Origin of the sequence: Rhodococcus sp. Leaf225 (assembly GCF_001426145.1) — a bacterium.
Classification (GTDB): domain Bacteria; phylum Actinomycetota; class Actinomycetes; order Mycobacteriales; family Mycobacteriaceae; genus Rhodococcoides.
Genome location: NZ_LMRN01000009.1, coordinates 651545 through 674819, shown reverse-complemented (window position 1 = coordinate 674819; position 23275 = coordinate 651545). Strand labels below are relative to the sequence as shown.

Sequence of the window (23275 nt, the reverse complement as noted above, 5' to 3'; positions counted from 1 at the left end):
CGCTGTGGGGCTAGATCACTTGATGGAGATCTTCGCGCCGGCAGCTTCGAGCTTCTCCTTGGCGGCGTCGGCCGAAGCCTTGTCCACCTTCTCCAGGATGGCCTTCGGAGCGCTCTCGACGAGGTCCTTGGCTTCCTTCAGGCCCAGGCCGGAGACGACCTCACGGACGACCTTGATGACCTGGATCTTCTTGTCGCCGGCGCCCTCGAGGACGACGTCGAACTCGTCCTGCTCCTCAGCGGCCTCGGCGGGAGCAGCTGCTCCGCCTGCGGCAGCAACGGCGACGGGGGCAGCTGCGGTGACCTCGAAGGTCTCCTCGAATGCCTTCACGAACTCGGAGAGCTCGAGGAGGGTGAGCTCCTTGAACTGGTCGAGCAATTCTTCGGTGCTGAGCTTCGCCATGGTGGCGGTCCTCTCTGTAAGTCCTTGTCGCCGATCCGGGGACAGGAGATTGCGTGCAGGCCGGAGGCCGGCCGCACGGGGTGGTGTGCAGTCCTTGCGGATCAGCTAGTCGGCAGCTGCGGCTTCCGGCGCCGAGGCGCCCTCTTCTGCAGCCTTCTTCTCCTGCAGCGCAGCCGCGAGACGCGCGACCTGCGAGGCGGGAGCGTTGAACAGGCCTGCGGCCTTTGCCAGGTTGCCCTTCATCGCGCCGGCGAGCTTGGCCAGCAGGACCTCGCGGGATTCGAGATCCGCGATCCTGTTGACCTCGTCCACGGACAGCGCGCGGCCGTCCATGTAGCCGCCCTTGATGACGAGCGCCTTGTTGTCCTTGGCGAACTGCTTGATCGCCTTGGCAGCGTCGACCGGCTCACCATCGATGAATGCGATGGCGGTCGGACCGACGAACAAGTCGTCGAGGCCTTCGATGCCCGCATCAGCTGCGGCACGCTTGACCAGGGTGTTCTTGGCGACGGAGTACGTAGCTCCGGTACCGAGGGCCCGACGGAGCTCCGTCAGACGGGTGACCGACAAGCCACGGTATTCCGTGACGACGGCCGCCGTGGCGCCCTTGAACTGCTCGGAGATCTCCGCGACCGCGGATACCTTCTCAGCCTTTGCCATACTTCGCCTCCTCTCGTTGCGTCGAGTCGGCCCGGCCCGAACAAGCAGAAACGCCCCGGTGCAGGGCACACGGGGCGTCGGAATGCGGGCGGCGCGACTCGGAGAGAGTCAGCAACACGTATCCCTGGTCCTCGTCCTCCTGCGTGGGTCGCCGGCTCGGCCGGACCTTCAATCGCCATCTCCGACGAGGCGAACCTCTTCGGAGACCACGATGACCAACGGTCTTGGGTGGAACAGATCAGGTGAACATCGCACGATCGCAGATCACGACCGCACGGTGTCCGGAGAGAAGAGTACCCCGGGGCCGCCGGAGACACCAAAAGGGCTACGCCCCTGTGCGCCTTGTGCGCATCCCCGGGTACGCAAAGGGCGCACGGGGGCGGAGCCCCCTCGGTTTGAGAGGTGCTCTCCCGAGGGAACACGGTGCTCATGGCCAATTATCGCGTACTCGACCCCACCGGATCCGTCGTCGCCACCAAGGAGATCCCCAACTCCACCGACGCCCACACCTGGTTCAAGGAGAGCAAGTCCGACGACGCCGAGCTCGGCTGGCGTCTCGAAGTGGAGCACGACGGCGAGTGGGCCTTCTTCAGCGACAGCGAGGGAACCCCCGAGGGCGGCAAGTAGCAGCGCACTCACCTGGTGACATCGAACGACGACGTGCCCTCGTCGTTGTCGAAGGGCCGGGAATGGCGTGTTGTGTACCGCGTGTCACAGCAATGAGGTTGACTCGACGTTCATGACGACGACATCGGCCCATGCACTGGTGCAACCCGAGCACGTCGTCTCGCCCTTCCACCGTGATCCCACCGGCGGCGCCGACGGCCGAGCATGGGCAGAACTCGTGGAGTCCGCTCCCGATTTCCCCCGTGTGCACATCGACCGCGGCGCCGCCGTCACGATGACGGACGGAGCCGTTCTCCGCGCCATCGTCGTGTCCCCTGCTGACGCGAGTGGACGATCCGTCTCCTCTCGCTTCCCCGTCGTCCTGAACATCACCCCGTACAACTCGGTCCTGCTCGACTCGATCGACGCACTCCTCGCAGCACCCGTGCTCGGGCCGACGCTGCGTCGCGTGTCCCGCTCCGTCGACCTCTCGGGAACCCCGTTCGACGGCATCTCCGAGATCACCCGCGTCGTCGCGGGCGGTGCGGCGGATCTGCTCACCGTGAACCGCCATCTCGTCCGTAGCGGCTACGTGCAGGTCATCATCGACGCGCGCGGCACCGGTTCCTCGTCCGGCGTGTGGGACACCCTCGGCCCGCGTGAACAACTCGACACCCTGGAGATCCTCGAGTGGATCCGGGCGTCGCCGTGGTGCGACGGGCGCGTCGGCATGGCCGGCATCTCCTACTCCGCCATCAACTCCCTGCAGGCCGCCGCCGCGGGCAGCGCGGGACCGGACGCCGTGTTCGCCGTCGAGGGATCCGAGGACATCGTCCGCGAGATCTTCGCCACCGGCGGCGCACCGTCGCTCTTCATCCCCCTGTGGCTCACCGCCGTGAACACCCTCAAATGGGTTCCGGCAGTACAGATCCTGCGACGCGGCGGAGTCGGCTGGCTCGCGGATCGCGTACGGTCCCCCGCCACGAACATCAGCAATCTGGTGAACGGGTTCCTCACCGGTTCGGACCCGCGCATCTACGACGACCCGTCCTTCGACACCATCGATCCCACCATCGAGGACATCGCGGTCCCCACGTTCCTCTACGGCTGCTGGCACGACATCTTCGGCGGCGCGGCACCCGACATGTACAACCGACTCACCGTCGAACGCGGGCGCAAGCAACTTCTGGTGGGCGACGGGTACCACGGCAACCCCGGGATCGGCTTCGGTGAACCCGGGTTCCCGCCGCGACTCGACGTGCTCGAACGCGCCTGGTTCGACAAGTGGCTGCGCGGCATCGACAACGGTATCGACCGCTACGGACCGGTCACGCTGCGTCAGCAGGGCGGCGGGTGGGAAGCGCACGGCCGATTCCCCGCGCCCGCCGCCGTGGCTCGGCGCCTCTACCTGAGCGCCGACTCGTCCGGTACCGCGTCGCACAGTCGGCACGACGGGTCCCTGCACTTCGAGGCGCCGACCGACACGGCCCGTCTGACGGTGAAGCCCGGGTTCCGCACCGTCGTCTCCCGCGACACCACGCAGGTGCTGGCCGGTGTTCCGGCCGTTCTCGGCGGCGGCTTCACCTACGACAACCGCTTCGCGGAGGGTGACGCGCTCACGTTCACGACGCCTCCCGTCATGACCACCGTCGTCTACTCGGGCCCCGCCAACGTCCACGTCCGCACCGTCGCGCGCGCCCGCGAGTCGATGTGGGCCGTGATGCTGTGCGACGTCGCTCCAGACGGCACTCCCACCGTGCTCACCAACGGTGCGCTGCTGGCGTCGCGCCGCGCGATCGACGACGAGGAGAGCATCCGCACCGAGTCGGGTGACTACCTGGTGGCCCACCACCCGCTCACGCGCGAGTCACTGCTCCCCGTGGTCCCCGGCGAACCGATCGTCCTCGACATCGAACTACTCTCGACCGAGGCGGTCCTGCACCCCGGACACCGCCTGCGACTCGACATCTTCGCGGCCGACGCGCCTCGATTCGTGCCGATCCTGCCCGATCGCCTCCGCACCCGATGGCGAGCGCAGGACGTCGACCTCGACCCGACGGACCCCAGTTTCATCACGTTGCCGCTGCTCGGTGAGCCCGGCTGGTAAGGAGATCCACGTATGACAGGCACACCCGAGACCGGCCGTTCCGAGACCGGCCGTTCCGAGACCGAGGTCGAGGTCCGTACCGGCACCGCGTCGGTCGGCGCGGTCGACATCGCCTACGAGGACATGGGCGACATCGAGAACCCGCCGATCCTGCTCGTCATGGGACTGGGCTGCCAGCTGCTCACGTGGTCGATGCCCTTCTGCCGCAAGCTGATCGACGCCGGCTACCGCGTGATCCGCTTCGACAACCGAGACATCGGACTCTCGGGCAAGCTCGACGGGCAGCGCGTCACGGGGAACATCCTGCTGCGACTGGTCCGCCACGAACTCGGGCAGTCGAGCTCGGTTCCGTACACGGTGGTGGACATGGCCGAGGACACCATCGGCCTGCTCGACCACCTGGGCATCGAGTCGGCCCACATCGTCGGCGCCTCGATGGGCGGCATGATCACGCAGGTGGTCGCGGGGTCGCACCCGGAGCGCATCCGATCGGTCTCCATCCTCTTCTCCAGCACCAACGAGGCGTTCCTGCCGCCGCCGGATGTCCGCGCGCTCGCGCCGCTGCTCAAGCCGCCGCCCAAGAACGCGACGCGCGAGCAGATCATCGAACACCAGGCGACGACGTTCCAGACGATCGGCAGCAAGCAGTTCCCCACCACGCGGGACGAACGTGTCGCCGACGCGACCGAGGCGTACGACCGCGGCTACTACCCGGCCGGCATCGTCCGCCAGCTCGCGGCGATCACCGGAACCGGGAGCCTCGCGAAGTACACGAAGCGGATCACGGCGCCGACGGTCGTCATCCACGGCACGGCGGATCCCCTCGTGCGTCCCGCCGGCGGGAAGGCCATCGCGCGCCACGTGGCCGGATCCGAGCTGGTGCTCGTCGACGGCATGGCGCACGACATCCCGAACGCCCTGGTGAACCGCGTGGTCGACACGATTCTCACGAACGTCGCCAAGGCCTGAGAACGCGACGAAGGCCGGCACCCCCACGGGGTGCCGGCCTTCTTCGGTGCTGCGAGTGACTCAGGCGGTCGCGTCGTCCTCGAGGAGGTTCCGAGTACGGTTCGGGTCCACCGGGATGCCCGGTCCGGTGGTGGTCGAGACCGTGATCTTCTTGACGTAACGGCCCTTGGCCGACGACGGCTTCGCACGCAGGATCTCGTCCAGGGCTGCGCCGTAGTTCTCCACCAGCTTGGCGTCGTCGAACGACGCCTTGCCGATGACGAAGTGCAGGTTGGCCTGCTTGTCGACGCGGAAGTTGATCTTGCCGCCCTTGATGTCGCCGACGGCCTTGGTCACGTCGTTGGTGACCGTGCCCGTCTTCGGGTTCGGCATCAGGCCACGCGGTCCGAGAACGCGGGCGATGCGGCCGACCTTGGCCATCTGGTCAGGGGTGGCGATCGCTGCGTCGAACTCCAGCCATCCGCCCTGGATCCGCTCGATCAGGTCCTCTGCGCCGACCTCGTCCGCACCGGCGGCGACGGCCTCGTCGGCCTTCGCGCCTGCGGCGAAGACGATGACGCGGGCGGTCTTACCGGTGCCGTGGGGCAGGTTGACGGTGCCGCGCACCATCTGGTCCGCCTTGCGGGGATCGACGCCGAGACGCATCGCGACCTCGACGGTCGGATCGAACTTGCTCGACGCGGTGTCCTTGGCCAGCTTCGCCGCCGAGAGCGGCGAGTAGAGCTGGTCCTGATCGATCTTCGCTGCTGCGGCCTCGTAGGCCTTGCTGCGCTTTGCCATGATGATGTCCGTTCGTTGTTCGGAGCGTGGTTGACGAGCCTGGCCGGCTCTCCCACGTGATGCTGTGGAGCTGGTGAGCCGGTGGCTCAGCCTTCGACCGTGATACCCATCGAGCGAGCAGTGCCGGCGATGATCTTCGCGGCCTGGTCGATGTCGTTGGCGTTCAGATCCTCGGCCTTGGTCTTGGCGATCTCGCGCACCTGGTCCATGGTCACCGTGGCGACCTTGGTCTTGTGCGGCTCGCCCGAACCCTTGGCGACGCCGGCTGCCTTGAGCAGCAGCTTGGCGGCAGGCGGGGTCTTCAGCTTGAAGTCGAAGGTCCGGTCCTCGTAGACCGAGATCTCCACCGGCACGACGTTGCCACGCTGCGACTCGGTCGCGGCGTTGTACGCCTTGCAGAACTCCATGATGTTGACGCCGTGCTGACCGAGGGCGGGGCCCACGGGCGGTGCCGGGTTGGCCTGACCGGCCTGGATCTGAAGCTTGATGATCCCGGCTAGCTTCTTCTTCTTGGGGGGCATCTGTGATTCCTAGGTTGTTGCGTGGTTCTCGGATGTCTTGCGGTACTGCCTGCAAGTTGTGGGGGGTTCTGAGCGCCCTAGATCTTCGCGACCTGGGTGAAGCCCAGCTCGACCGGAGTCTCGCGGCCGAAGATGGACACCAGCACCTTGAGCTTCTGCTGCTCGGCGTTGACCTCGCTGATGCTGGCGGGAAGCGTGGCGAAGGGGCCGTCCATGACGGTGACGGACTCGCCGACCTCGAAGTCGACCTCGATGGTCGGCTTCGACGACGTCTCGCCCGCACCCTCGGCACCGGTGGTGGCGCCCGCGGTGGCCTTCTTCTTGTCCTCCTGCGGCATGAGGAACTTGACGACCTCGTTGATGGTCAACGGGGACGGGCGCGACGTGGCGCCGACGAAGCCGGTGACACCGGGAGTGTTGCGGACAGCACCCCAGGACTCGTCGTTCAGTTCCATGCGCACCAGTATGTAGCCCGGCAGCACCTTGCGGTTGACCTGCTTGCGCTGGCCGTTCTTGATCTCGGTGACCTCCTCGGTGGGAACTTCCACCTGGAAGATGTAGTCACCGACGTCGAGGTTCTGGACGCGGGTCTCGAGGTTGGTCTTCACCTTGTTCTCGTATCCGGCGTACGAGTGGATGACGTACCAGTCGCCGGGGGCGCGCCGCAGCGCAGCCTTCATCTCGGCGACGGGGTCGACCGGCTCCGCGTCGATGGGAGCGTCGTCGGCGACGACGGCGTCCGCATCGGCGTCGACGGTCTCCGACTCGTCGGTGTCACCGGTGGCGGCAGCGACGTCGGCCGCGATGGCCTCGTCGGTCTCGCGGTCCTGTGCGGCCTGCTCCGCTTCGAGGCCCTGCTTGGTCGCCTCGACCTGAGCGTCGTAGGCGGCCACTTCGGTGGCGTCGTTATGGGGCGTGCTCACGAAAGGCACTCGCTTCCTGTAATCGTTCCGGTCGTACTCGGGGTGGTCGTGCGGACCTGTGTGTCCGGCGTCAGCCGAACAGCCACTGCACTCCCCTGATGAACGCCAGGTCCAGCCCACTGATGTAGGCCACCATGAACGTCACGAACACCAACACCACAGCGGTGTAGGTGACCATCTGCTTGCGGTTGGGCCAGATGACCTTGCGGAGCTCGGCGACGACCTCGCGCAGAAACTTGCGGAGCCGCTTGAAGATGTTCATCTTCGGCGTCGCTTCGGCGCGGGTGCGGCCCTCGACACGAGAGGCAGTGGCGACGGACTTGCCGGCGGTGGTCTTGGCACCATCCTTGATCAGCGACGGAGCATCGTCCGCGGACCGGGTCCGGCGGGCTGCGCGCTTGCCGGAGGGCCGGCTCGACCCGGCGGCATCGTGGGCGGCAGCAGCATCGTCGGCGACGACAGCATCGTCCGCACCGAGATCCTCGGAACCGTCGGAGCTGCTGTCGCGCGCGCCGCGCTGATCGCTCACGTCGTTCCTCTCGGTCGTCGGCAGGGTGTCTGCACTCGAATGCTCTGCATGACCACTGTCCGAAGCACCGCTTTCGAACGTGGCAGGGGCGACAGGACTTGAACCTGCAACCTACGGTTTTGGAGACCGTTGCTCTACCAATTGAGCTACGCCCCTTCGGCCGGATCGAGATCCGGTCGTACCGGCGACGGACAGCGCACAGCGCTGTACGACCCCGGAGATCTCAGTGTACTGCACTCACGGACGCCCCCGAAATCGCTGACTCGAGTCGGCGATCGGAGAGCCGGATCACGCGAGCTGGACGGTCGCGACGGCGCGACCGAAGATCTTCTTGCCCTCGTATTTCGCGGTGATGGCGACGACGGCCTTGCGGGTGTCCGCGTCGACCGACTTGATGCGACCCGTGAAGTCGACCTTGGCCGGCTCGGTCTCCTTGACCAGCACGGGGCTGGTGAAGCGCACGTTGTACTCGGTGATGGCGCCCGGATCACCCGACCAGTCGGTGACGAAACCGGCGCCGAGTCCCATGGTGAGCATGCCGTGAGCGACGACGTCCGAGAGTCCGGCGAGCGTGCGCGCGACCGGATCACTCCAGTGGATCGGGTTCGGGTCGCCGGAGACGCCCGAGTAGTTCACGAGGTCACCGCGGGTGAGCTCGTAGGTGCGCTCGGGAAGGTCGTCGCCGACGGTGACCTGGTCGAACTGCTTACGAGTCATGTTTCATGACACCTTTCGCCATCTCCAGCGCGTCCTGATCGGAACCGCCGCCGGTCTTCGCCACGAGTGTCGTCCAGGACGTCATGACGTCCTCGCCGGCCTCGTCCGTGACCATGTTCTTCGTGATGATGATGTCGCTTCCACCCATCTGGCGGAAGGACTCCAGGCTCACGTCGACGGTCAGGCGGTCCCCCGCCACGATCGGACGGTGGAACTCGAGACGCTGATCCGCCTGCATGATCTGCGACAGGTCGTACCCGGTGATGACCTCGTCGAACATGGCCTTCTGCGCGATGATGCCGACGACCGAGATGAAGGTGGCCGGTGCGACGAGATGCTCGTACCCGAGCTCGGCCGCGGCGTCCTCCGAGGAGTGCGCGGGATGATCGTTCTGCACGGCCCGTGAGTACTCGCGCACCTTCTCGCGCCCGATCTCGTAGAAGTCGGGCATGCGGTAGTGGTGCCCGACCATGCTGGCGGTGTGCACCGCCGGGTCGACGGCAGGCGTGTCGCCCCGGTCGGTTGCGGTTGCGGTGACTGTCACGTCGTCGACTCCCCCGAGAATGATGTGGAACTCACCACGGGACACCCGAGCGTGGGACGAGAGACAGTCCGGACGGCTCTGTCGGGCGAGTTCGAGACGGACGGCGCCGAGCCGACTGGGTCACCGGCACCTGGACACACGTCAGCGCTGCCACGGCGACTGTGCCGGGGCAGCGCTGCTGTGCGAATGATCAGCGAGATTCGCGGTGCGCGCGATGAGTTCCGCAGTTCGGGCAGAACTTCTTGATCTCGAGGCGATCGGGATCGTTGCGGCGATTCTTCTTGGTGATGTAGTTACGGTGCTTGCACACCTCGCACGCCAAGGTGATCTTGGGCCGAACGTCAGTGGAGGAGGCCACGTCGATGCCTGCTTTCGGGTAGAGCGCGATACGGGTGCTGCGTCGGTCATGAATACCGGACCCCACTGCGCGCAGCAGCGGCGGAGTCCTCTGTCGAGTAGCGATGGCCGGACTTGAACCGGCGACACAACGATTATGAGTCGTTTGCTCTACCGACTGAGCTACACCGCCTCGGTGCCGGACGCCGGCCGGCGCTCGGTCCCGCGAGCCCCCTAACGGAATCGAACCGTTGACCTTTTCCTTACCATGGAAACGCTCTACCGACTGAGCTAAGGGGGCAGGATCGGCGCACACGAGGTGCACGTCGAAGCCTTCGAAGACATTACACAGGGGTCAGACCGCTCGCCAAATTGCCTGGTGAACGAGTTGCACGCGGCGTTTCGCGTGCCGCCTGCCCCCACCCCGACGACGAGACCCCGGCGAGGATTCTCGCCGGGGTCTCGTCGGGTGTGGCAGATGTAGGATTCGAACCTACGTAGGCATAAGCCGACGGATTTACAGTCCGCTCCCATTGGCCGCTCGGGCAATCTGCCGGGATGCTCCATGGCGCCGGACACTTGTCGAGTGACCGCTCCAGGTGCGATACGCAGAATACAACGACCGCACCCCTCGATGGCAAACCGGCTGGACACGCTACCGTCGGCACCGTACCGATCACGCACGAAGGAGTGTTGTCAGTGGCTGATTCGTCGTTCGACGTCGTGAGCAAGGTGGACCGCCAGGAGGTCGACAACGCTCTGAACCAGGCCGGCAAGGAGCTGTCGACCCGCTTCGACTTCCGCGGCACCGGCGCGAGCATCGAGTGGTCCGGAGACGAGGCCATCGTCATCACCGCCGAGGCCGAGGAACGCGCGAAGGCCGCCCTGGACGTCTTCAAGGAGAAGCTCATCCGACGCGACATCTCGCTCAAGGCCTTCGACGCCGGCGATCCCGTGCAGTCGGGCAAGACCTACAAGATCACCGGCACGCTGGTGCAGGGCATCACCACCGAGAACGCCAAGAAGATCTCGAAGAAGATCCGCGACGAGGGCCCCAAGGGCGTCAAGGCGCAGATCCAGGGCGAGGAACTGCGGGTGAGCAGCAAGAAGCGTGACGACCTCCAGGCCGTTCAGCAGCTGCTCAAGGGCGAGGACTTCGGCATCGCCCTGCAGTTCGTCAACTACCGCTGACTCAGCGGTAGGGCCCCGCCATGCGCTCGAGGCGGGCGATGCGCTCCTCCATCGGCGGGTGCGTGGAGAACAGCTTGCTCGCCCGGTCACCCGCCCGGAACGGGTTGGCGATCATCAGGTGCGACTGGGCCGTGAGGCGCGGCTCGGGGGGCAGCGGGGCGGCCTGGGTGCCGCTCTGCAGCTTGCGGAGCGCGGAGGCCAGCGCCAGGGGGTCGCCGGTGAGCTCGGCACCCGACTGGTCCGCCTGGTACTCCCGCGAGCGCGACACGGCCAGCTTCACCAGGGACGCCGCGATCGGTCCGAGCATCGACACCAGCAGCAGGGCCAGCGGGTTGGCGCCCTGCCCGTTCCCGCGCCCGCCGAAGACGTTCGCGAAGAACGCGAAGTTCGCGAGTCCGGACACCACGGCCGCCATGGCGCCCGCCACGGACGAGATGAGGATGTCGCGGTTGTAGACGTGCGAGAGCTCGTGGCCGAGGACCGCGCGCAGCTCACGCTCGTTCAGCAGCGCCAGGATGCCGCTGGTGCAACACACCGCGGCGTTGCGCGGGTTGCGTCCCGTGGCGAACGCGTTGGGGGCGTTGGTGGGGCTGATGTAGAGCCGCGGCATGGGCTGATGCGCCGCGGTGGCCAGCTCGCGGACGATAGCGAAGATGCGCGGGTACTCGACCTCGGTGATCGGCTGGGCGTGCATCGACTTCAGCGCCAGCTTGTCGCTGTTGAAGTAGGCGTACCCGTTCATGCCGACGGCCAGGACGACCGCGACCACCAGGATGGTCGAGTTCTGGAACAGAGCGCCGATGAAGACGATGAGAGCCGACATCCCGACCATCAGGCCGAACGTCTTCATGCCGTTCGCGAACTTCATCGTGTGTCGCCGATCCTCTCGCCGCAGTGCTTCCTGCACGAACAACGACCGAGGTGACGCGGGTAGTTCCCGTCAGCTGATGCGGGCGACCGTGTACTCGACCAGCTTGCGCAGCGCGTCGTTGGCCGGGCCCTGTGGCAGAGCGTCCAGCTCGGTGCGCGCCCGCTGGGCGTAGGTGTCGAGCGTCTCGCGTGCCTTGGCCATGCCCGGCGAACGACCCAGCAGAGTCAACGCCTCGGCCACGTCCGCGTCGTCGGTGATGGGGCCGCGCAGCAGGTGGCGGAGCCGGTCGCCGTCCGCACCCTCGTCGCGCAGCGCGAACAGCACGGGCAGCGTGTGGACGCCCTCGCGCAGGTCGGTACCCGGCGTCTTGCCGGAGTCCGACGCGGCGGACGAGATGTCGATGATGTCGTCGGAGATCTGGAACGCGGTGCCCACCGCGTCGCCGAGACGCTCGAGCCGCTCGATGTGCTCGTCGTCGCCCCCGGAGAACGTGCCGCCGAAGCGACCGCTCGTCGCGATCAGCGAACCCGTCTTCTCCCACACCGTGGTGAGGTAGTGATCGACCGGATCCTGATCGGGCTTGCTGCCGATCGTCTCGCGCATCTGGCCCGTGACCAGCGCGGCGAACGTCTCGGCGATCGTACGCACGGCGGAGGGGCCCAGCGTCGAGACCAGGCGCGACGCGTGTGCGAAGAGGTAGTCGCCCGCGAGGATGGCGACGCTGTTGCCCCAGCGCGCATTGGCGGACTCCACGCCGCGGCGCATGGCGGCCTCGTCCATGACGTCGTCGTGATACAGCGTCGCGAGGTGCACCATCTCGAGCACGGTGGCCGCGGTGACGATGTCCGGACTGGACGCCTTGGGGCCGAGCTGACCGGTGAGAATGGTGAACAGCGGGCGGAACCGCTTGCCGCCGGCCTTGGCGAGGTGCAGCGCCGCCTCGGTGAGGAAGTCCTCACCGTCGGACAGCTCGGTCACGAGCAGGCTCTCGACCTCGGCCATCGCCGCGCGCACGATCTCTGCGAACTCCGCATTCCCGAGATCCACGCCCGCCACCACGGTGGCCCCACTCGCACTCGTCTCGGTCACCGCGCTCGCACCCATTTCTCGTCGTCGAACACCTCGCGCGGCTCCGGGCCTCGGCGCCGCGTCTGCCTCCAACCTATCGTGCCTGCAAGATGGAACGATGACGGATGGACGCGCACAGGGTGTGACACCGGGAACTCGACGCGTGACCGACGTTCTCGTCGTCGGAGCGGGACCCGCGGGCAGCGCCGCCGCGGCCTGGTCCGTACGAGCTGGTCACGACACGATTCTCGCGGACGCCGCCACGTTCCCGCGCGACAAGACCTGCGGTGACGGACTCACGCCGCGTGCCGTGGCCGAGCTCGACGAGCTGGGGCTCGGTGAGTGGGTGCGCTCGCGGGCGATCAATCGTGGCCTACGCCTCACCGGATTCGGTCAGGAACTCACGCTGCCGTGGCCGGGTGGCTCCCTGCCCGACATCGGTTCCGCGGTACCGCGTACCGAGTTGGACGACCGGATCCGCCGGGTGGCCGTCGACGACGGCGCGGTGATGATGGAGAACGCCAAGGCCGTCGATGCGGTGCTGGTGAGCGGGCGGGTCACCGAGGTGATGTTCGACACCGCCGACGGCCCTGTCGCCGTGGCCTGCCGCACGCTGATCGTGGCGGACGGGGTGCGCTCGCCGCTCGGCAAGATCCTCGGCCGTACGTGGCACCGCGACACCGCCTTCGGGGTCGCGGCACGGGCGTACGTCACCAGTGACCGCAGTGAGGACGAGTGGATCACCTCGCACCTCGAGCTCCGCGACGGGGAGGGCACCCTGCAGGCCGGCTACGGGTGGGTGTTCCCGCTGGGCGTGAACGACGAGGGCACCGGCGAGGTGAACGTGGGGGTGGGGACGCTCGCCACCTCGAAGCGCCCGGCTGCCGGCGCGCTGCGACCTCTCCTGAATCTCTATGCGTCACAACGGGAGTCCGAGTGGGGCCTGAGCGGCGGCGTGCGCCGCGTGCAGTCCGCCCTGCTGCCGATGGGCGGCGCGGTGTCGGACGTGGCGGGCCCCAACTGGGCGCTCGTCGGCGATGCGGCGGCCTGCGTGAATCCGCTCAACGGTGAGGGCATCGACTACGGACTCGAGGGTGGTCGACTGATCGCCGAACACCTGGACGGCGCAGACCTGACGCAGGTGTGGCCGGCGGTGCTCCGCGAGCACTACGGGCAGAGCTTCTCGGTCGCTCGTCGCCTCGCGGGACTGCTGACGGTGCCGCGGTTCCTGCCCGCCACGGGGCCGATCGGCATGCGGTCGCGCGCGATCATGACCGTCGCCGTGCGGGTGATGGGCAACCTCATCACCGACGAGGATCGCGACGTCGTCGCGCGCGCCTGGCGGGCCGCGGGATCGACGTCACTGAAGGTGGACGACCGGCCACCGTTCTCCTGAGAGTGCCCGGCTGCCTCAGGAGCCGGGCCCGGTCAGCGCCCCGGTCGGAAGGCGTACACGGTGGTGCCGTCCGGCAGAAGTATCCCGTCGCGATCGCGGAAGCCGCACTCGAGAGACGCCACGACGCGTTGCAGCACGGGGAGCCGTGCCTGCTCGTCGAGTCCGGCGTGGACGGCGAGGGACAGTTCGGCTCCGTACAGCGCCAGGATGGCCTCGACCGCGCCGGCGAGCGCCGGGTCCTTGGCCTGGTAGAACGCGAAACGGTCCGCTTCCATCGTGTAGTCGCGCTCGTTGCCGCCCGCCAGTACCCGCACCCCGAACTCGGCCAGGTACTCCACCATGCGGCGCTCGGTGGCGCCGAAGCCTATCGACCGGCGGTCCGGCGAGAGGGTGTCGACGACGCGCTTGGTGTCCATGATCAACAGGCCAAGGTCGTTGGCGTCGAGCAGACCGAGGTCGGCGCGCATGGCGTCGCGCAGCAGACGCTGGATCTCGATCAGGAACCCGTGCTCACGATTGAGCCGCTCGACGGCCGGACCCGGCATCGCGCCCGTCGTGGAGTAGGGCACCAGCACCCGGAGATCGAGCGACATGAGCATCTCGAGCAGCGGCGCGACGCGCTGGCGGGCCACGACGACGGTGATCGTCGAGACGCGCAGCAGTTCCTGATAGGCGGCGTCGACGTCGGCCTGCAGGTCGTCGGCACCCGGTGGCAGTGCGGTCGCGTCGGGGGCGGTCCGGCGACGTACGGCGTCGATCCAGACCCGCTGGAAGGTGGTCAGCGCGACCGACAACTCCTGGTAGCGCTCGGTGACCTGGTCGCGTACCAGCGACGTCTCGACGGCCTGGCGACCGGAATCGTGGGTCAGCTCGGCGCGGATGGTGCGCAGCTCGCGCGCGCGGCGCGTCTCCCTGGTGAGGTGCATGCGCGTGGTGCTGACGGCCCAACCGGCCCCGCCGGCGGCGACGGCCGAGGCAGCGAGGGTGGCATAGGGCAGCCAATCCGGTACGGGCATGCGCAGATCATGCCGTATCCGGACACGGTACGAACACCGATAGGTGCGTTCTCCGTATCTTTCAGTACACCGGTTTCACGGCGCTGTGCAAGGTGACGATGCCGCCCGTGAGATTGCGCCACTGCACGCGGCCCCATCCCGCGGACTGCATGCGCCGCGCGAGCTCCGCTTGGTCCGGCCAGGCGCGAATGGATTCCGCCAGGTAGACGTAGGCGTCGGGATTGCTGCTGACGGTGCGGGCCACGGCCGGGAGCGCCTTCATCAGGTACTCCATGTAGACGGTGCGGAACGCCGGGAAGACCGGTGTGGAGAACTCGCACACCACCAACCGTCCGCCGGGCCGGACCACCCGCAGGATCTCGGCGAGGCCGGCGTTGTGATCGGCCACATTGCGGAGACCGAACGAGATGGTGGCGGCGTCGAACACGTCGTCGCCGTAGGGCAGGTGCATCGCGTCGCCCGCGATCATCGGGACGCCGCGCGAGAGGCCCGCGCGGAGCATGCCCTTGGAGAAGTCGGTGGCGACGCACCAGGCGCCGGACCGGCCGAGTTCCTCCGTGGACACTCCGGTCCCGGCCGCGAGATCGAGCACCGCTTCCCCGGGCTTCAGCGCGAGCGCGTCGCGCGTCGCGCGCCGCCAGCCGCGGTCCTGCCCGAAGGACAGGACGGTGTTGGTCAGGTCGTACCGCTTCGCGACTCCGTCGAACATGGACGCGACGTCGTGCGGTTGCTTGTCCAGTTGCGCTCTGGAGCCGTGTGCTGCCACACCTGAACAGTACGTGGGCCGCGCACTCACCTAGGCCGCCGTCGTCCGCCGTCCGACGTCCGAGGTGCCGATGACCGCCTCGTAGTGGCCGATCAACTGGCTGCACAGCGCGGGCCAGGTGCGATGCAGGACGGACTTGCGCGCGGACGTGGCGAACCTCGCACGCGTGGTGGGGTCGGCGAGGGCCTGCACGGCGCTCGGCAGCAACTCCTCGTACCGATCCACGGGCAGCAGGTACCCGTTGCGGCAGTGGCTCACCAGATCGCGGGGACCGCCGGCGTCGGGTCCGATCACGGGGACACCGCTCGCGAGCGCCTCCTGGACGGTCTGGCAGAACGTCTCGTGCTCACCGGGGTGCGCGAACACGTCGAAGGACGCGTAGGCCTCCGACAGGGCCTGCCCGCCCAGCTGACCGGTGAACACCGCGGACGGCATGAGCGCCTCGAGCCGTGCGCGCTCCGGACCGTCACCGACGATCACCACGCGCACGCCCGGTGTCCGCTCGAGTACCGCGAGGCGTTCCACGTGCTTCTCCGGTGCCAACCGGCCGACGAAGCCCACCACCAGCGCGTCGCCCGCGTCCCACTGCGCACGACGCTCCGCGTTCCGCGACGACGGCGCGAAGCGCACGGTGTCCACTCCCCGACCCCAGCGATGCACGCGGGGGATGCCGTGCGCGGCGAGTGCGTCCATCGCCGACGTCGACGGTGCGAGGGTGCGGGCACTGCCCTTGTGGATCCGGCGGGTCCACGCCCAGCAGGCACGCGAGGTCAACCCGAGACCGTAACTCTCGGCGAACCCGGCGACATCGGTCTGATAGACGGCGACGGCCGGGACGTCCAGCCTCCGCGCGGCCGCGAGGCCACCGGCACCGAGCGAGAACGGCGATGCCAGGTGCACCACGTCGGGCGCGAACGAGCGCAGCGCGGCGGTCATACCGGGGCTCGGCACGCCGACGGGCAGCGAACTCACCTTGGGGACCATCACCGACGGCACTCGCAGAACCGGGAACGAGCCGTGTGAGGTCGGTGCCGCGGGCACCCCGGCCGGCGTGTCCGGCGCGACGATCATGGCGTCGTGACCTGCGGACTCCGCATGCTCGAGCACACGGAGAATCGAGTTGGTGACACCGTTGACGTGAGGCAGGAACGATTCGGCGACCACGGCTATGCGCACACCGTGGACTGTTCCGCGCCGCGACGACCGCGATGCGAGGGCGACGTGACCAGCGGGCGAACCCCGGGCGAACCCTCCGGTACCGGGTCAGACGCGCGCGTCGCGGCGCCGCAGGTAGAGGATCGACGGGCCGGCGATCAGCCACGTGACGACGATGACGGAGAGCGCGGGCACGACGGCCACCGAGGCGTCGCGGCCGGCGACCCGCACCAGGTCGGGATCGCTGCGGGAGTACTCGACGTCGATGCGCTGACCGGCGACGAGGTTGGTCGGGTACAGCACTCCGAGCTTGGGATTGTGCATCTCGCCGTCGGGAGTCACGAAGCTCACCGCCGAGCGCAGACGTCCGGCCGACAGCACCTCGGCCGTGGCGACGCCCTCGTCCGAGGAGATGGTGTGGTCGTTGCGCCACGCCGCGAGGACCAACAGGACCGCGAGCACCGAGACGACGGTGGCGATCACCAGGAGAACGGTGGGAACGCGCGAGCGGCGCCACACGGGGGCCTCGTCCGCCTCGGAGTTCTCGACAGCAGGCATGTCGCCACCGGACATCTCGGCACCGGCCGGACTTGGGACGACGGGGTTCACCAGGACAGGCTAGCGACCGCACCACGCAGGACGTCGGCAGCGGTACGCCGAGTAACGTCTCCCGCCATGGGGCGGAAATTCAGTTACACCGAGGACTTCGACGTGACACCGGCGCAGGCGCACTCCGCCTTGACGGACGAAGCGTTGTGGGACAAGCGAACCAAGGAGGTCTCCGACCGGGCCAGCGTGGAGTACTCGCACCGGCCCGACGGCGGCTTCGACGTGGTGATCTCCGAGGGGGTCGGCGCGTCCGTGCTGCCGGGGTTCGTCCGGAAGGTGATTCGCGGCGACCTGGTGATCACGCGCAAGGACAGCTGGGGACCGCTCGAAGGCGACCGTGCGAACGGCACGCTCGAAGGCGGATCGACGGGCTTGACCTCGAAGGTGCGCGGAACGTTCGAACTGGTGCCTCACGGCACCGGATCGCGCCTGACCCTGAAGGGGACGGCCGAGGTGAAGGTCCCGTTCGTCGGCGGCAAGATCGAGGGCATGGTCACCGAGATGATCGGCAAGATGGTGCACTCCGAGAGCAAGCAGGCACGGGAGTACCTCGCCGACAGGGCCTAGAGGGCAGCGCGGATCGACGCGTGCAGATCGCGTAGACCGGACCGATCGGTGGTCACCTCGAGCACCCGGGTGCCCTCGGCGTGACCCGTGAGCAGCTTCGCGAGCTCGTCGGGATCGACCCGCCGGTGCGGGATCCGGTAGGCGGCACACAGCGCCGCGAGGTCCATGCCGTGCGGAGTGCCGAACACGCGCTCGAAGACGCCCGCGTACTGGGGATCACCTTGCTCGAGCAGTTCGAAGATGCCGCCACCGTCGTCGTTCGCGACGACGATGGTGAGGTCTCGCGGTCGGGGCTCCCCGGTGCCGATGAGCAGTCCGGACGCGTCGTGCAGGAACGTCAGGTCCCCCATCAACGCGATGGTGCGGCCGTCGTGTGCCAGCGCAGCGCCCACCGCGGTGGAGACGGTGCCGTCGATGCCCGCCACACCGCGATTGGACAGCACCCGGACGTCCTCCGCCGGGTAGCCGACCAGCGCCATGTCGCGCACCGGGTTGGAGGCGCCGAGCACGAGCAGATCACCCGGCCGACGTGCCGACGACACGGCGGCGGCGACGTGCAGACCCGTTGGAATCGAGAGCGAGTCGAGCTGCCCGCGGACCGCGGCATCGGCCGACTCCGAGGCGTCGGCACAGCGACGCAGCCACTCGGGTGACGGTGTCCCGGTGACCAGCGCGCGCGTTCCGGTCGCCACGACGTTGCCCGAGACGTCGGGCCAGCGGGGTCCGGTGGTGAGAGCGATGACGGAGACGGCCGGGTCGGCCAGCACCTTCGAGACCTGACGATGCAGCGTGGGACGCCCGGTGATGATGGCCTGGCGCGGCGACAGCGCACCGAGCGCGAGCGGGTTGAGCGGGTGGCCGTGCAGGGGCGCGGTCGGCTCGGCGACCGTCGGCAGCCCGGCGAGTTCCGGCCGATAGGCGGCGCCGTGTCCGGAGATGACGACGGTGTCCACCGAGAGGTCCAGGTCCACCGGAACGTCGAGCGTCGCGTACTGCGTGGTGGTCCACGGGGAGCCGTCGGGACGTCCCTCCGGGGCGGGGCGGGAGTCGGCCGGGTCGGGCGTGAGGGGCTCACGCAGCGGCATGTCGAAGTGGACCGGGCCGGCGTTGCCCGAGCGCGTACCGCGTGCGGCAGCCAGGACGCGGCACACGGCCGACCGCCACTGGCTGTTGACCTGGTCGGACTCCTCGGCGAGACCGAGGCTGATGGTCGCGCGCACCTGACCCGCGAACAGGCCGAGTTGCTCGACCGTCTGGTTGGCGCCGGTGCCGAGCATCTCGTAGGGGCGGTTGGCGCTGAGCACGACCAGCGGAATGCGGGCGTAGTTGGCCTCGAGGACGGCGGGTCCGAGATTGGCGACGGCGGTGCCGGACGTCATCACGACCGGGACGGGTCGGCGGCCGGACACGGCCAGTCCGATGGCGAGGAAGCCGGCGGTGCGTTCGTCGATGCGCATGTGCAGGCGGACGCGACCGGCACGGTCGGCGGCCTCGAGCGCGAACGCGAGCGGCGCGTTGCGCGATCCGGGGCACAGCACGACGTCCTGGACGCCGCCGCGGATCATCTCGTCGACGACGACGGCGGCTTGAGAGGTGGACGGATTCACCATTTCAGAGTGTCACAGATGCCGGACCTGCCTGAATGATCGGCCGGCCTCCAGGGCGCGCGCGGCCCTGGCACGATGAACCGGTGCGCACACACTTCGATCCGCAGACCATGGACGCCGGCGACTATTACAAGCTTCTCACCACGTCAGTGGTGCCCAGACCCATCGCGTGGGTGTCGACGGTCTCCGCGGACGGCGTACCGAACCTGGCGCCGTACAGCTTCTTCTCCGTCTCCTCCAGCGCACCCGCCGTGGTGCAGTTCACGTCGGTCGGCCGTAAGGACAGCCTGCGGAACATCGAGGAGACGGGCGAGTTCGTCGTCAACCTCGCCACCGAGTCGTTGTTCGAGCAGATCAATCAGACGTCCGCGAACTACGACGCCTCGGTGAGCGAGTACACCGCGGTCGACCTCGAGAGCGAGCCCAGTGAGACCGTCCGCCCGCCGCGCGTCGTCGCGTCCCCGCTCTCGATCGAGGCGACGCTCCACCAGGTGGTCGAGGTGGGCAACTCGTTCGTAGTCATGGGCGCGGTCACGATGATCACGGTGCGTCCGGAGTTCCTCGCGGAGGACGGGTTGCCCGACTTCGGCGCCCTCGCACCGCTGAGCCGGCTCGGCCGCGACGAGTGGGGCATGCCCCCGGCCGTGCGACGAATCCAGCGCCCCGACAGGCCTTGAGTCCGGCCGTCGACCGGTCCCGCGCTGCCCGCTGGGTGGCACTGGCGCTGGTCACGGCCGTCGTGGCCGTGCTGGCGGACCGCGTAGGGGTGCCGTCGGCTGCACTGTTCGTCGCGCTCGCCGTCGCGACCGTCTTCGCGTTGTGCAACAGAGGTCCCGGCAAGGTTCCCCGGCCGATGTCGATGGGTGCGCAGGCGATCCTCGGCGTCGAGATCGGCACCCTGCTCGATCGGGACACGATGTCCTCGCTGGGGTCCGACTGGATCTGGGTGGTGGTCGTCTCGCTCGGCACCCTGGTGCTGTCCATCGCGGCCGGCGCTCTCCTCGGACTGCATCGTGACCTCGACGCCACCACCGGCGCCCTCGCACTCGTGGCCGGGGGTGCGTCCGGCATGGTCGCGATCGCCCGTGATCTGGGCGGCGACGAGCGGGTGGTCGCCGTGGTGCAGTACGTCCGGGTGCTGCTGGTCACCGCGTCGCTACCGTTCGTCGCCACGGTGGTCTTCTCGGCGGACACCGGACAGGGCGGATCACTCGACACCGCCTCCGCCCCGCTCTGGACGGACGCGCTCTTCATCGCGGTGTGCCTGCTGGTGGGCATCCCGCTGGGCCGACTGATCCGCCTGCCCGCACCCGCCCTGCTCGGACCGCTGCTGATCTCCGGTGCCGCGGACCTGCTGGGGTGGACGGGCGACACCGGCGTGCCGATCCTGGCGCTCCAGCTCGTCTACATCGTCATCGGGTGGCAGGCAGGCCTGCAGTTCACCCTCGACAGCCTGAAGTCCATCGGCCGCATCATCCCGTGGGCAGTACTGCTGATCATCGCCATCGCGGTGGGCTGCGCGCTGCTCGGCCTGATCCTGGTGGGCACCACCGGTATCACCCCGTACGAGGCCTACCTCGCCACGACGCCGGGCGGTATCTACGCGGTGCTCGCGCTGGCGGCGGCGAGCAGCGTGAACGTGACCTTCGTCGTGGCGGCCCAGGTGCTCCGGGTGTTCATGATGCTGCTGGTGGTCCCGCTGTTCACCCGGGCACGCGGGCGCGGCTAGCCGTTCGCGTCCTGCACGAGCCGCGCGACGACATCGGGTGTCAGGGTTCCGTCGCCGAAGGCCACCATGCGGGCGAGCGGGACGCTCGACAGGAAGACTGCCGTCTCCGGGTTGCCCATCATCGCCTGTGCCACCGACGGTCCGTCGCCGTCGTCGATGGCCGCCCGCAGCAGGTCACCGCCGCGCGGATCGTCCAGCCACTCGGTGACGGTCGACTCGGCCGTCAACGGCAGGCGGACGTCGTCGCCCGTCACGGAGACGATCGCGACGCTCCGGAGATCGCGCGACGACGCCGCCGCGGCCACGACGTACTCGCCCGTCGCCACGACCCAGGACGACACCCGGGTGTCCCAGTACGCCAGGTCGGCACGCCGGACGGTGAGAGTCACGGTCTCGGTCGCACCCGCGGCGATCTCGACCGACTCGAAGGCCGCGAGCTCACGCGGAACACGGTGCGCGTCCTCGTCGGGCGCGGACACGTAGATCTGCACGACCTCCCGGCCGTCCCGGTCCCCGGTGTTGGTCACCGGAACCGTGACGTCGATGCCGTGCTCCACCACCGTCGCGGTCACGTCGCCGTACTCGAACGTCGTGTAGGACAGGCCCCACCCGAAGGGGTACGACACGTCGGTCTCGCGCGCATCGAAGCCGCGGTAGCCCACGTGGATGCCCTCGCCGTAGCGGACGACCCCGTGCTCACCGGGGAAGTCCAGGTAGGACGGATGGTCCTCGAGCCGGAGCGGAACGGTCTCCGCGAGCCGTCCCGACGGGTTCACGACGCCGAACAGCACGTCGGCGATCGCTCCGCCGCCGGCCTGTCCCAGCAGCCACGTCTCGAGGATCGCGGGGACGTCGGTGTCCCACGGCGACGTCAGGACCACGCCGCCGTTCGACAGCACCACCACGGTGTTCTCGTTCACCGCGCGCACTCGCTCGACCAGGGCCAGATGGCCTTCCGGCAGCGCCAGCGTGGTGCGGTCCATGCCCTCGGTCTCGGGATCGTTGCCGACGAAGACGAGGGCGATGTCGTGCGTGCGAGCGAGCTCGACGGCCTCGTTCAGCAGTCCGTCGTCGGCGTCGGTCTCCTCGGTCGACGCGTGGTCGGCGTCGTACCCGGGCGCGAACGCCACCTCGCCCTGCGCGGCAGCGGTGATCGCCGACAGCGCGTCGTCCAACCGGGTCGGGGTGATCTGCGAACTACCGCCGCCCTGGTAGCGCGGGGTGCGGGCGATCTCGCCGAGCACGGCGATCGATCCGGAACCGGGCTCGAGCGGCAGCAGACCGTCGTTCTTCAGCAGGACGATCGCCCGGCTCGCGATCTCTCGGGCCAGCGCATGGTGGGCATCGTGATCGACGTCCACGGAACCGCTCGCGTCCTGCGCGCGCTCGATCAGTGCGCGCACGCGCGCCGCCGCAGTCTCGAGAGTGCCCGGATCGAGCGCACCGGACTCCGCCGCGTCGGCGACCCGCTGGTCACCGGCAGCGTCGGGTCCGGGCATCGTCAGGTCGAGGCCCGCGGCGATCGAGTCGACCCGGTCCACGACGGCGCCCCAGTCGGACACGACGGCGCCCTCGAAACCCCACTCGCCGCGCAGCACGTCCGTCAGGAGCCACCGGTTCCGCGAGGCGTGGACGCCGTTGATGCGGTTGTAGGAGCACATGACGGTCCACGGCTGCGACTGCTCCACCACACGCTGGAACGCCCGGAGGTAGATCTCGCGCAGGGTGCGTTCGTCCACCTCGGCGCTCACGCGCATGCGGTCGGTCTCCTGGCTGTTGACCGCGAAGTGCTTGAGCGAGGTGCCGACGCCCCGGCTCTGCACGCCCTGCACGTAGGCGGCGGCGAGCGTGCCCGTGAGCAACGGGTCCTCCGAGAAGTACTCGAAGTTGCGGCCACCGAGCGGGCTGCGCTTGATGTTGATGCCGGGGCCCAGCAGGACGGACACGTCCATCGACCGGGCCTCGGTGGCCAGCGCCTCTCCCATCCGCCGTAGCAGGTCGGGATCCCAGGTACTCGCGGTGGCGGTGGCCGGCGGGAAGCACGTCGCGGGTCGTCCGGAGAACATGTCGCTGTCGCTCGCCTGCATCCGCACGCCGTGCGGGCCGTCGGTCAGCGTGATCGCCGGGAGCCCGTCCTGCTGCTCGGTGCTCCAGAAGTTGCGTCCACTGGTGAGGGCTGCGAGATCGTTGCGTGGAGTCATGGCTC

Annotated in this window: 25 protein-coding genes and 4 tRNA genes; 8 read left to right on the top strand and 21 right to left on the bottom strand. The window is 68.6% G+C overall.

What is annotated here, in order from left to right:
* Positions 1-15: 15 nt before the first annotated feature.
* Positions 16-402 (bottom strand): 50S ribosomal protein L7/L12, encoded by a 387-nt coding sequence (gene rplL, locus ASG69_RS07660; protein ID WP_027504561.1) that lies wholly within the window; start codon positions 400-402, stop codon positions 16-18.
* A 105-nt stretch (positions 403-507) separates the two neighbouring features.
* On the bottom strand, positions 508-1062 hold the full coding sequence (rplJ, locus tag ASG69_RS07655) for a 50S ribosomal protein L10 (protein WP_027504560.1): 555 nt from the start codon (positions 1060-1062) through the stop codon (positions 508-510).
* Positions 1063-1491: 429 nt separating this feature from the next.
* Between rplJ and ASG69_RS07650 the strand changes: the two genes are divergently transcribed.
* From ASG69_RS07650 to ASG69_RS07640, 3 genes are all read left to right on the top strand, one after another.
* Positions 1492-1689, top strand: coding sequence for a hypothetical protein (locus ASG69_RS07650; RefSeq protein WP_027504559.1), 198 nt, complete (start codon positions 1492-1494; stop codon positions 1687-1689).
* Positions 1690-1801: 112 nt separating this feature from the next.
* Complete coding sequence (locus tag ASG69_RS07645) at positions 1802-3775, top strand: CocE/NonD family hydrolase (RefSeq protein ID WP_056441681.1); 1974 nt, start codon at positions 1802-1804, stop codon at positions 3773-3775.
* A 123-nt stretch (positions 3776-3898) separates the two neighbouring features.
* Complete coding sequence (locus ASG69_RS07640; RefSeq protein ID WP_056442342.1) at positions 3899-4744, top strand: alpha/beta fold hydrolase; 846 nt, start codon at positions 3899-3901, stop codon at positions 4742-4744.
* Between the two features lie 60 nt (positions 4745-4804).
* On the opposite strand, the gene rplA is transcribed toward ASG69_RS07640, so the two are convergent.
* From rplA to ASG69_RS07585, 11 genes are all read right to left on the bottom strand, one after another.
* Positions 4805-5524, bottom strand: coding sequence for a 50S ribosomal protein L1 (gene rplA, locus ASG69_RS07635; RefSeq protein ID WP_027504557.1), 720 nt, complete (start codon positions 5522-5524; stop codon positions 4805-4807).
* A gap of 86 nt (positions 5525-5610) precedes the next feature.
* Positions 5611-6045, bottom strand: coding sequence for a 50S ribosomal protein L11 (gene rplK, locus ASG69_RS07630; protein ID WP_027504556.1), 435 nt, complete (start codon positions 6043-6045; stop codon positions 5611-5613).
* A 77-nt stretch (positions 6046-6122) separates the two neighbouring features.
* Positions 6123-6968: a transcription termination/antitermination protein NusG gene (nusG, locus tag ASG69_RS07625; RefSeq protein WP_056442340.1), complete on the bottom strand. Its 846-nt coding sequence runs from the start codon at positions 6966-6968 to the stop codon at positions 6123-6125.
* 70 nt (positions 6969-7038) lie between these two features.
* A complete protein-coding gene (gene secE, locus ASG69_RS07620) occupies positions 7039-7497 on the bottom strand; it encodes a preprotein translocase subunit SecE (RefSeq protein ID WP_027504554.1) in 459 nt (152 codons plus the stop codon).
* 80 nt (positions 7498-7577) lie between these two features.
* A tRNA-Trp gene (locus ASG69_RS07615) sits at positions 7578-7653 on the bottom strand.
* A gap of 132 nt (positions 7654-7785) precedes the next feature.
* Complete coding sequence (gene hadB, locus ASG69_RS07610) at positions 7786-8214, bottom strand: (3R)-hydroxyacyl-ACP dehydratase subunit HadB (protein ID WP_027504553.1); 429 nt, start codon at positions 8212-8214, stop codon at positions 7786-7788.
* Positions 8204-8758 (bottom strand): (3R)-hydroxyacyl-ACP dehydratase subunit HadA, encoded by a 555-nt coding sequence (gene hadA / locus ASG69_RS07605; RefSeq protein WP_051613161.1) that lies wholly within the window; start codon positions 8756-8758, stop codon positions 8204-8206. The genes hadB and hadA overlap by 11 nt, the downstream gene beginning before the upstream one ends.
* Positions 8759-8948: 190 nt before the next feature.
* Complete coding sequence (gene rpmG / locus ASG69_RS22730) at positions 8949-9116, bottom strand: 50S ribosomal protein L33 (protein WP_027504552.1); 168 nt, start codon at positions 9114-9116, stop codon at positions 8949-8951.
* Positions 9117-9214: 98 nt separating this feature from the next.
* A tRNA-Met gene (locus tag ASG69_RS07595) sits at positions 9215-9287 on the bottom strand.
* A 35-nt stretch (positions 9288-9322) separates the two neighbouring features.
* Positions 9323-9395, bottom strand: a tRNA-Thr gene (locus tag ASG69_RS07590).
* A gap of 171 nt (positions 9396-9566) precedes the next feature.
* Positions 9567-9649 (bottom strand) — tRNA-Tyr (locus tag ASG69_RS07585).
* A gap of 144 nt (positions 9650-9793) precedes the next feature.
* Here ASG69_RS07585 and ASG69_RS07580 point away from each other — a divergent pair.
* A complete protein-coding gene (locus tag ASG69_RS07580) occupies positions 9794-10285 on the top strand; it encodes a YajQ family cyclic di-GMP-binding protein (RefSeq protein WP_056441678.1) in 492 nt (163 codons plus the stop codon).
* Position 10286: 1 nt separating this feature from the next.
* On the opposite strand, the gene htpX is transcribed toward ASG69_RS07580, so the two are convergent.
* Both htpX and ASG69_RS07570 read right to left on the bottom strand, forming a co-directional pair.
* A complete protein-coding gene (gene htpX, locus ASG69_RS07575; RefSeq protein WP_027504550.1) occupies positions 10287-11153 on the bottom strand; it encodes a zinc metalloprotease HtpX in 867 nt (288 codons plus the stop codon).
* 72 nt (positions 11154-11225) lie between these two features.
* A complete protein-coding gene (locus ASG69_RS07570) occupies positions 11226-12260 on the bottom strand; it encodes a polyprenyl synthetase family protein (protein ID WP_051613090.1) in 1035 nt (344 codons plus the stop codon).
* An 82-nt stretch (positions 12261-12342) separates the two neighbouring features.
* Here ASG69_RS07570 and ASG69_RS07565 point away from each other — a divergent pair, with 82 nt between their 5' ends.
* Positions 12343-13620: a geranylgeranyl reductase family protein gene (locus ASG69_RS07565; protein ID WP_056441675.1), complete on the top strand. Its 1278-nt coding sequence runs from the start codon at positions 12343-12345 to the stop codon at positions 13618-13620.
* A gap of 32 nt (positions 13621-13652) precedes the next feature.
* On the opposite strand, the gene ASG69_RS07560 is transcribed toward ASG69_RS07565, so the two are convergent.
* The 4 genes from ASG69_RS07560 to ASG69_RS07545 form a co-directional block, all read right to left on the bottom strand.
* Complete coding sequence (locus tag ASG69_RS07560; protein ID WP_056441672.1) at positions 13653-14636, bottom strand: hypothetical protein; 984 nt, start codon at positions 14634-14636, stop codon at positions 13653-13655.
* A 61-nt stretch (positions 14637-14697) separates the two neighbouring features.
* Entirely contained in the window at positions 14698-15402 is a 705-nt protein-coding gene (locus tag ASG69_RS07555) for a demethylmenaquinone methyltransferase (RefSeq protein WP_027504546.1), read from the bottom strand.
* A 30-nt stretch (positions 15403-15432) separates the two neighbouring features.
* On the bottom strand, positions 15433-16578 hold the full coding sequence (locus ASG69_RS07550; protein ID WP_027504545.1) for a glycosyltransferase family 4 protein: 1146 nt from the start codon (positions 16576-16578) through the stop codon (positions 15433-15435).
* Between the two features lie 87 nt (positions 16579-16665).
* Positions 16666-17115, bottom strand: a complete 450-nt coding sequence (locus ASG69_RS07545) for a DUF3592 domain-containing protein (protein WP_056442338.1) — start codon at positions 17113-17115, stop codon at positions 16666-16668.
* A gap of 117 nt (positions 17116-17232) precedes the next feature.
* Here ASG69_RS07545 and ASG69_RS07540 point away from each other — a divergent pair, with 117 nt between their 5' ends.
* Positions 17233-17733 (top strand): DUF2505 domain-containing protein, encoded by a 501-nt coding sequence (locus ASG69_RS07540; RefSeq protein ID WP_027504543.1) that lies wholly within the window; start codon positions 17233-17235, stop codon positions 17731-17733.
* Here ASG69_RS07540 and menD read toward each other — a convergent pair.
* Complete coding sequence (gene menD / locus ASG69_RS07535; RefSeq protein WP_027504542.1) at positions 17730-19340, bottom strand: 2-succinyl-5-enolpyruvyl-6-hydroxy-3-cyclohexene-1-carboxylic-acid synthase; 1611 nt, start codon at positions 19338-19340, stop codon at positions 17730-17732. The two genes, ASG69_RS07540 and menD, sit on opposite strands and share 4 nt — an antisense overlap.
* An 83-nt stretch (positions 19341-19423) precedes the next feature.
* Here menD and ASG69_RS07530 point away from each other — a divergent pair, with 83 nt between their 5' ends.
* Together ASG69_RS07530 and ASG69_RS07525 are read left to right on the top strand one after the other, a co-directional pair.
* Positions 19424-20017 carry a flavin reductase family protein gene (locus ASG69_RS07530; RefSeq protein ID WP_027504541.1) on the top strand — a complete coding sequence of 198 codons (594 nt, stop codon included), beginning with the start codon at positions 19424-19426 and terminating at the stop codon, positions 20015-20017.
* Complete coding sequence (locus tag ASG69_RS07525) at positions 20014-21069, top strand: AbrB family transcriptional regulator (protein WP_056441668.1); 1056 nt, start codon at positions 20014-20016, stop codon at positions 21067-21069. Before ASG69_RS07530 ends, ASG69_RS07525 begins: the two co-directional genes overlap by 4 nt.
* Here the strand turns inward: ASG69_RS07525 and ASG69_RS07520 are convergent.
* Positions 21066-23270, bottom strand: a complete 2205-nt coding sequence (locus tag ASG69_RS07520; protein ID WP_056441665.1) for a glycoside hydrolase family 3 C-terminal domain-containing protein — start codon at positions 23268-23270, stop codon at positions 21066-21068. The genes ASG69_RS07525 and ASG69_RS07520 overlap by 4 nt on opposite strands.
* Positions 23271-23275 lie beyond the last annotated feature (5 nt).

Bases quoted from the DNA above. Each gene is read 5' to 3' on its own strand.
- rplL (WP_027504561.1), bottom strand. From the start codon at position 402: ATGGCGAAGCTCAGCACCGAAGAATTGCTCGACCAGTTCAAGGAGCTC.
- rplJ (WP_027504560.1), bottom strand. From the start codon at position 1,062: ATGGCAAAGGCTGAGAAGGTATCCGCGGTCGCGGAGATCTCCGAGCAG.
- ASG69_RS07650 (WP_027504559.1), top strand. From the start codon at position 1,492: ATGGCCAATTATCGCGTACTCGACCCCACCGGATCCGTCGTCGCCACC.
- ASG69_RS07645 (WP_056441681.1), top strand. From the start codon at position 1,802: ATGACGACGACATCGGCCCATGCACTGGTGCAACCCGAGCACGTCGTC.
- ASG69_RS07640 (WP_056442342.1), top strand. From the start codon at position 3,899: ATGGGCGACATCGAGAACCCGCCGATCCTGCTCGTCATGGGACTGGGC.
- rplA (WP_027504557.1), bottom strand. From the start codon at position 5,524: ATGGCAAAGCGCAGCAAGGCCTACGAGGCCGCAGCAGCGAAGATCGAT.
- rplK (WP_027504556.1), bottom strand. From the start codon at position 6,045: ATGCCCCCCAAGAAGAAGAAGCTAGCCGGGATCATCAAGCTTCAGATC.
- hadB (WP_027504553.1), bottom strand. From the start codon at position 8,214: ATGACTCGTAAGCAGTTCGACCAGGTCACCGTCGGCGACGACCTTCCC.
- htpX (WP_027504550.1), bottom strand. From the start codon at position 11,153: ATGAAGTTCGCGAACGGCATGAAGACGTTCGGCCTGATGGTCGGGATG.
- ASG69_RS07570 (WP_051613090.1), bottom strand. From the start codon at position 12,260: ATGGGTGCGAGCGCGGTGACCGAGACGAGTGCGAGTGGGGCCACCGTG.
- ASG69_RS07565 (WP_056441675.1), top strand. From the start codon at position 12,343: ATGACGGATGGACGCGCACAGGGTGTGACACCGGGAACTCGACGCGTG.
- ASG69_RS07560 (WP_056441672.1), bottom strand. From the start codon at position 14,636: ATGCCCGTACCGGATTGGCTGCCCTATGCCACCCTCGCTGCCTCGGCC.
- ASG69_RS07545 (WP_056442338.1), bottom strand. From the start codon at position 17,115: ATGCCTGCTGTCGAGAACTCCGAGGCGGACGAGGCCCCCGTGTGGCGC.
- ASG69_RS07540 (WP_027504543.1), top strand. From the start codon at position 17,233: ATGGGGCGGAAATTCAGTTACACCGAGGACTTCGACGTGACACCGGCG.
- ASG69_RS07520 (WP_056441665.1), bottom strand. From the start codon at position 23,270: ATGACTCCACGCAACGATCTCGCAGCCCTCACCAGTGGACGCAACTTC.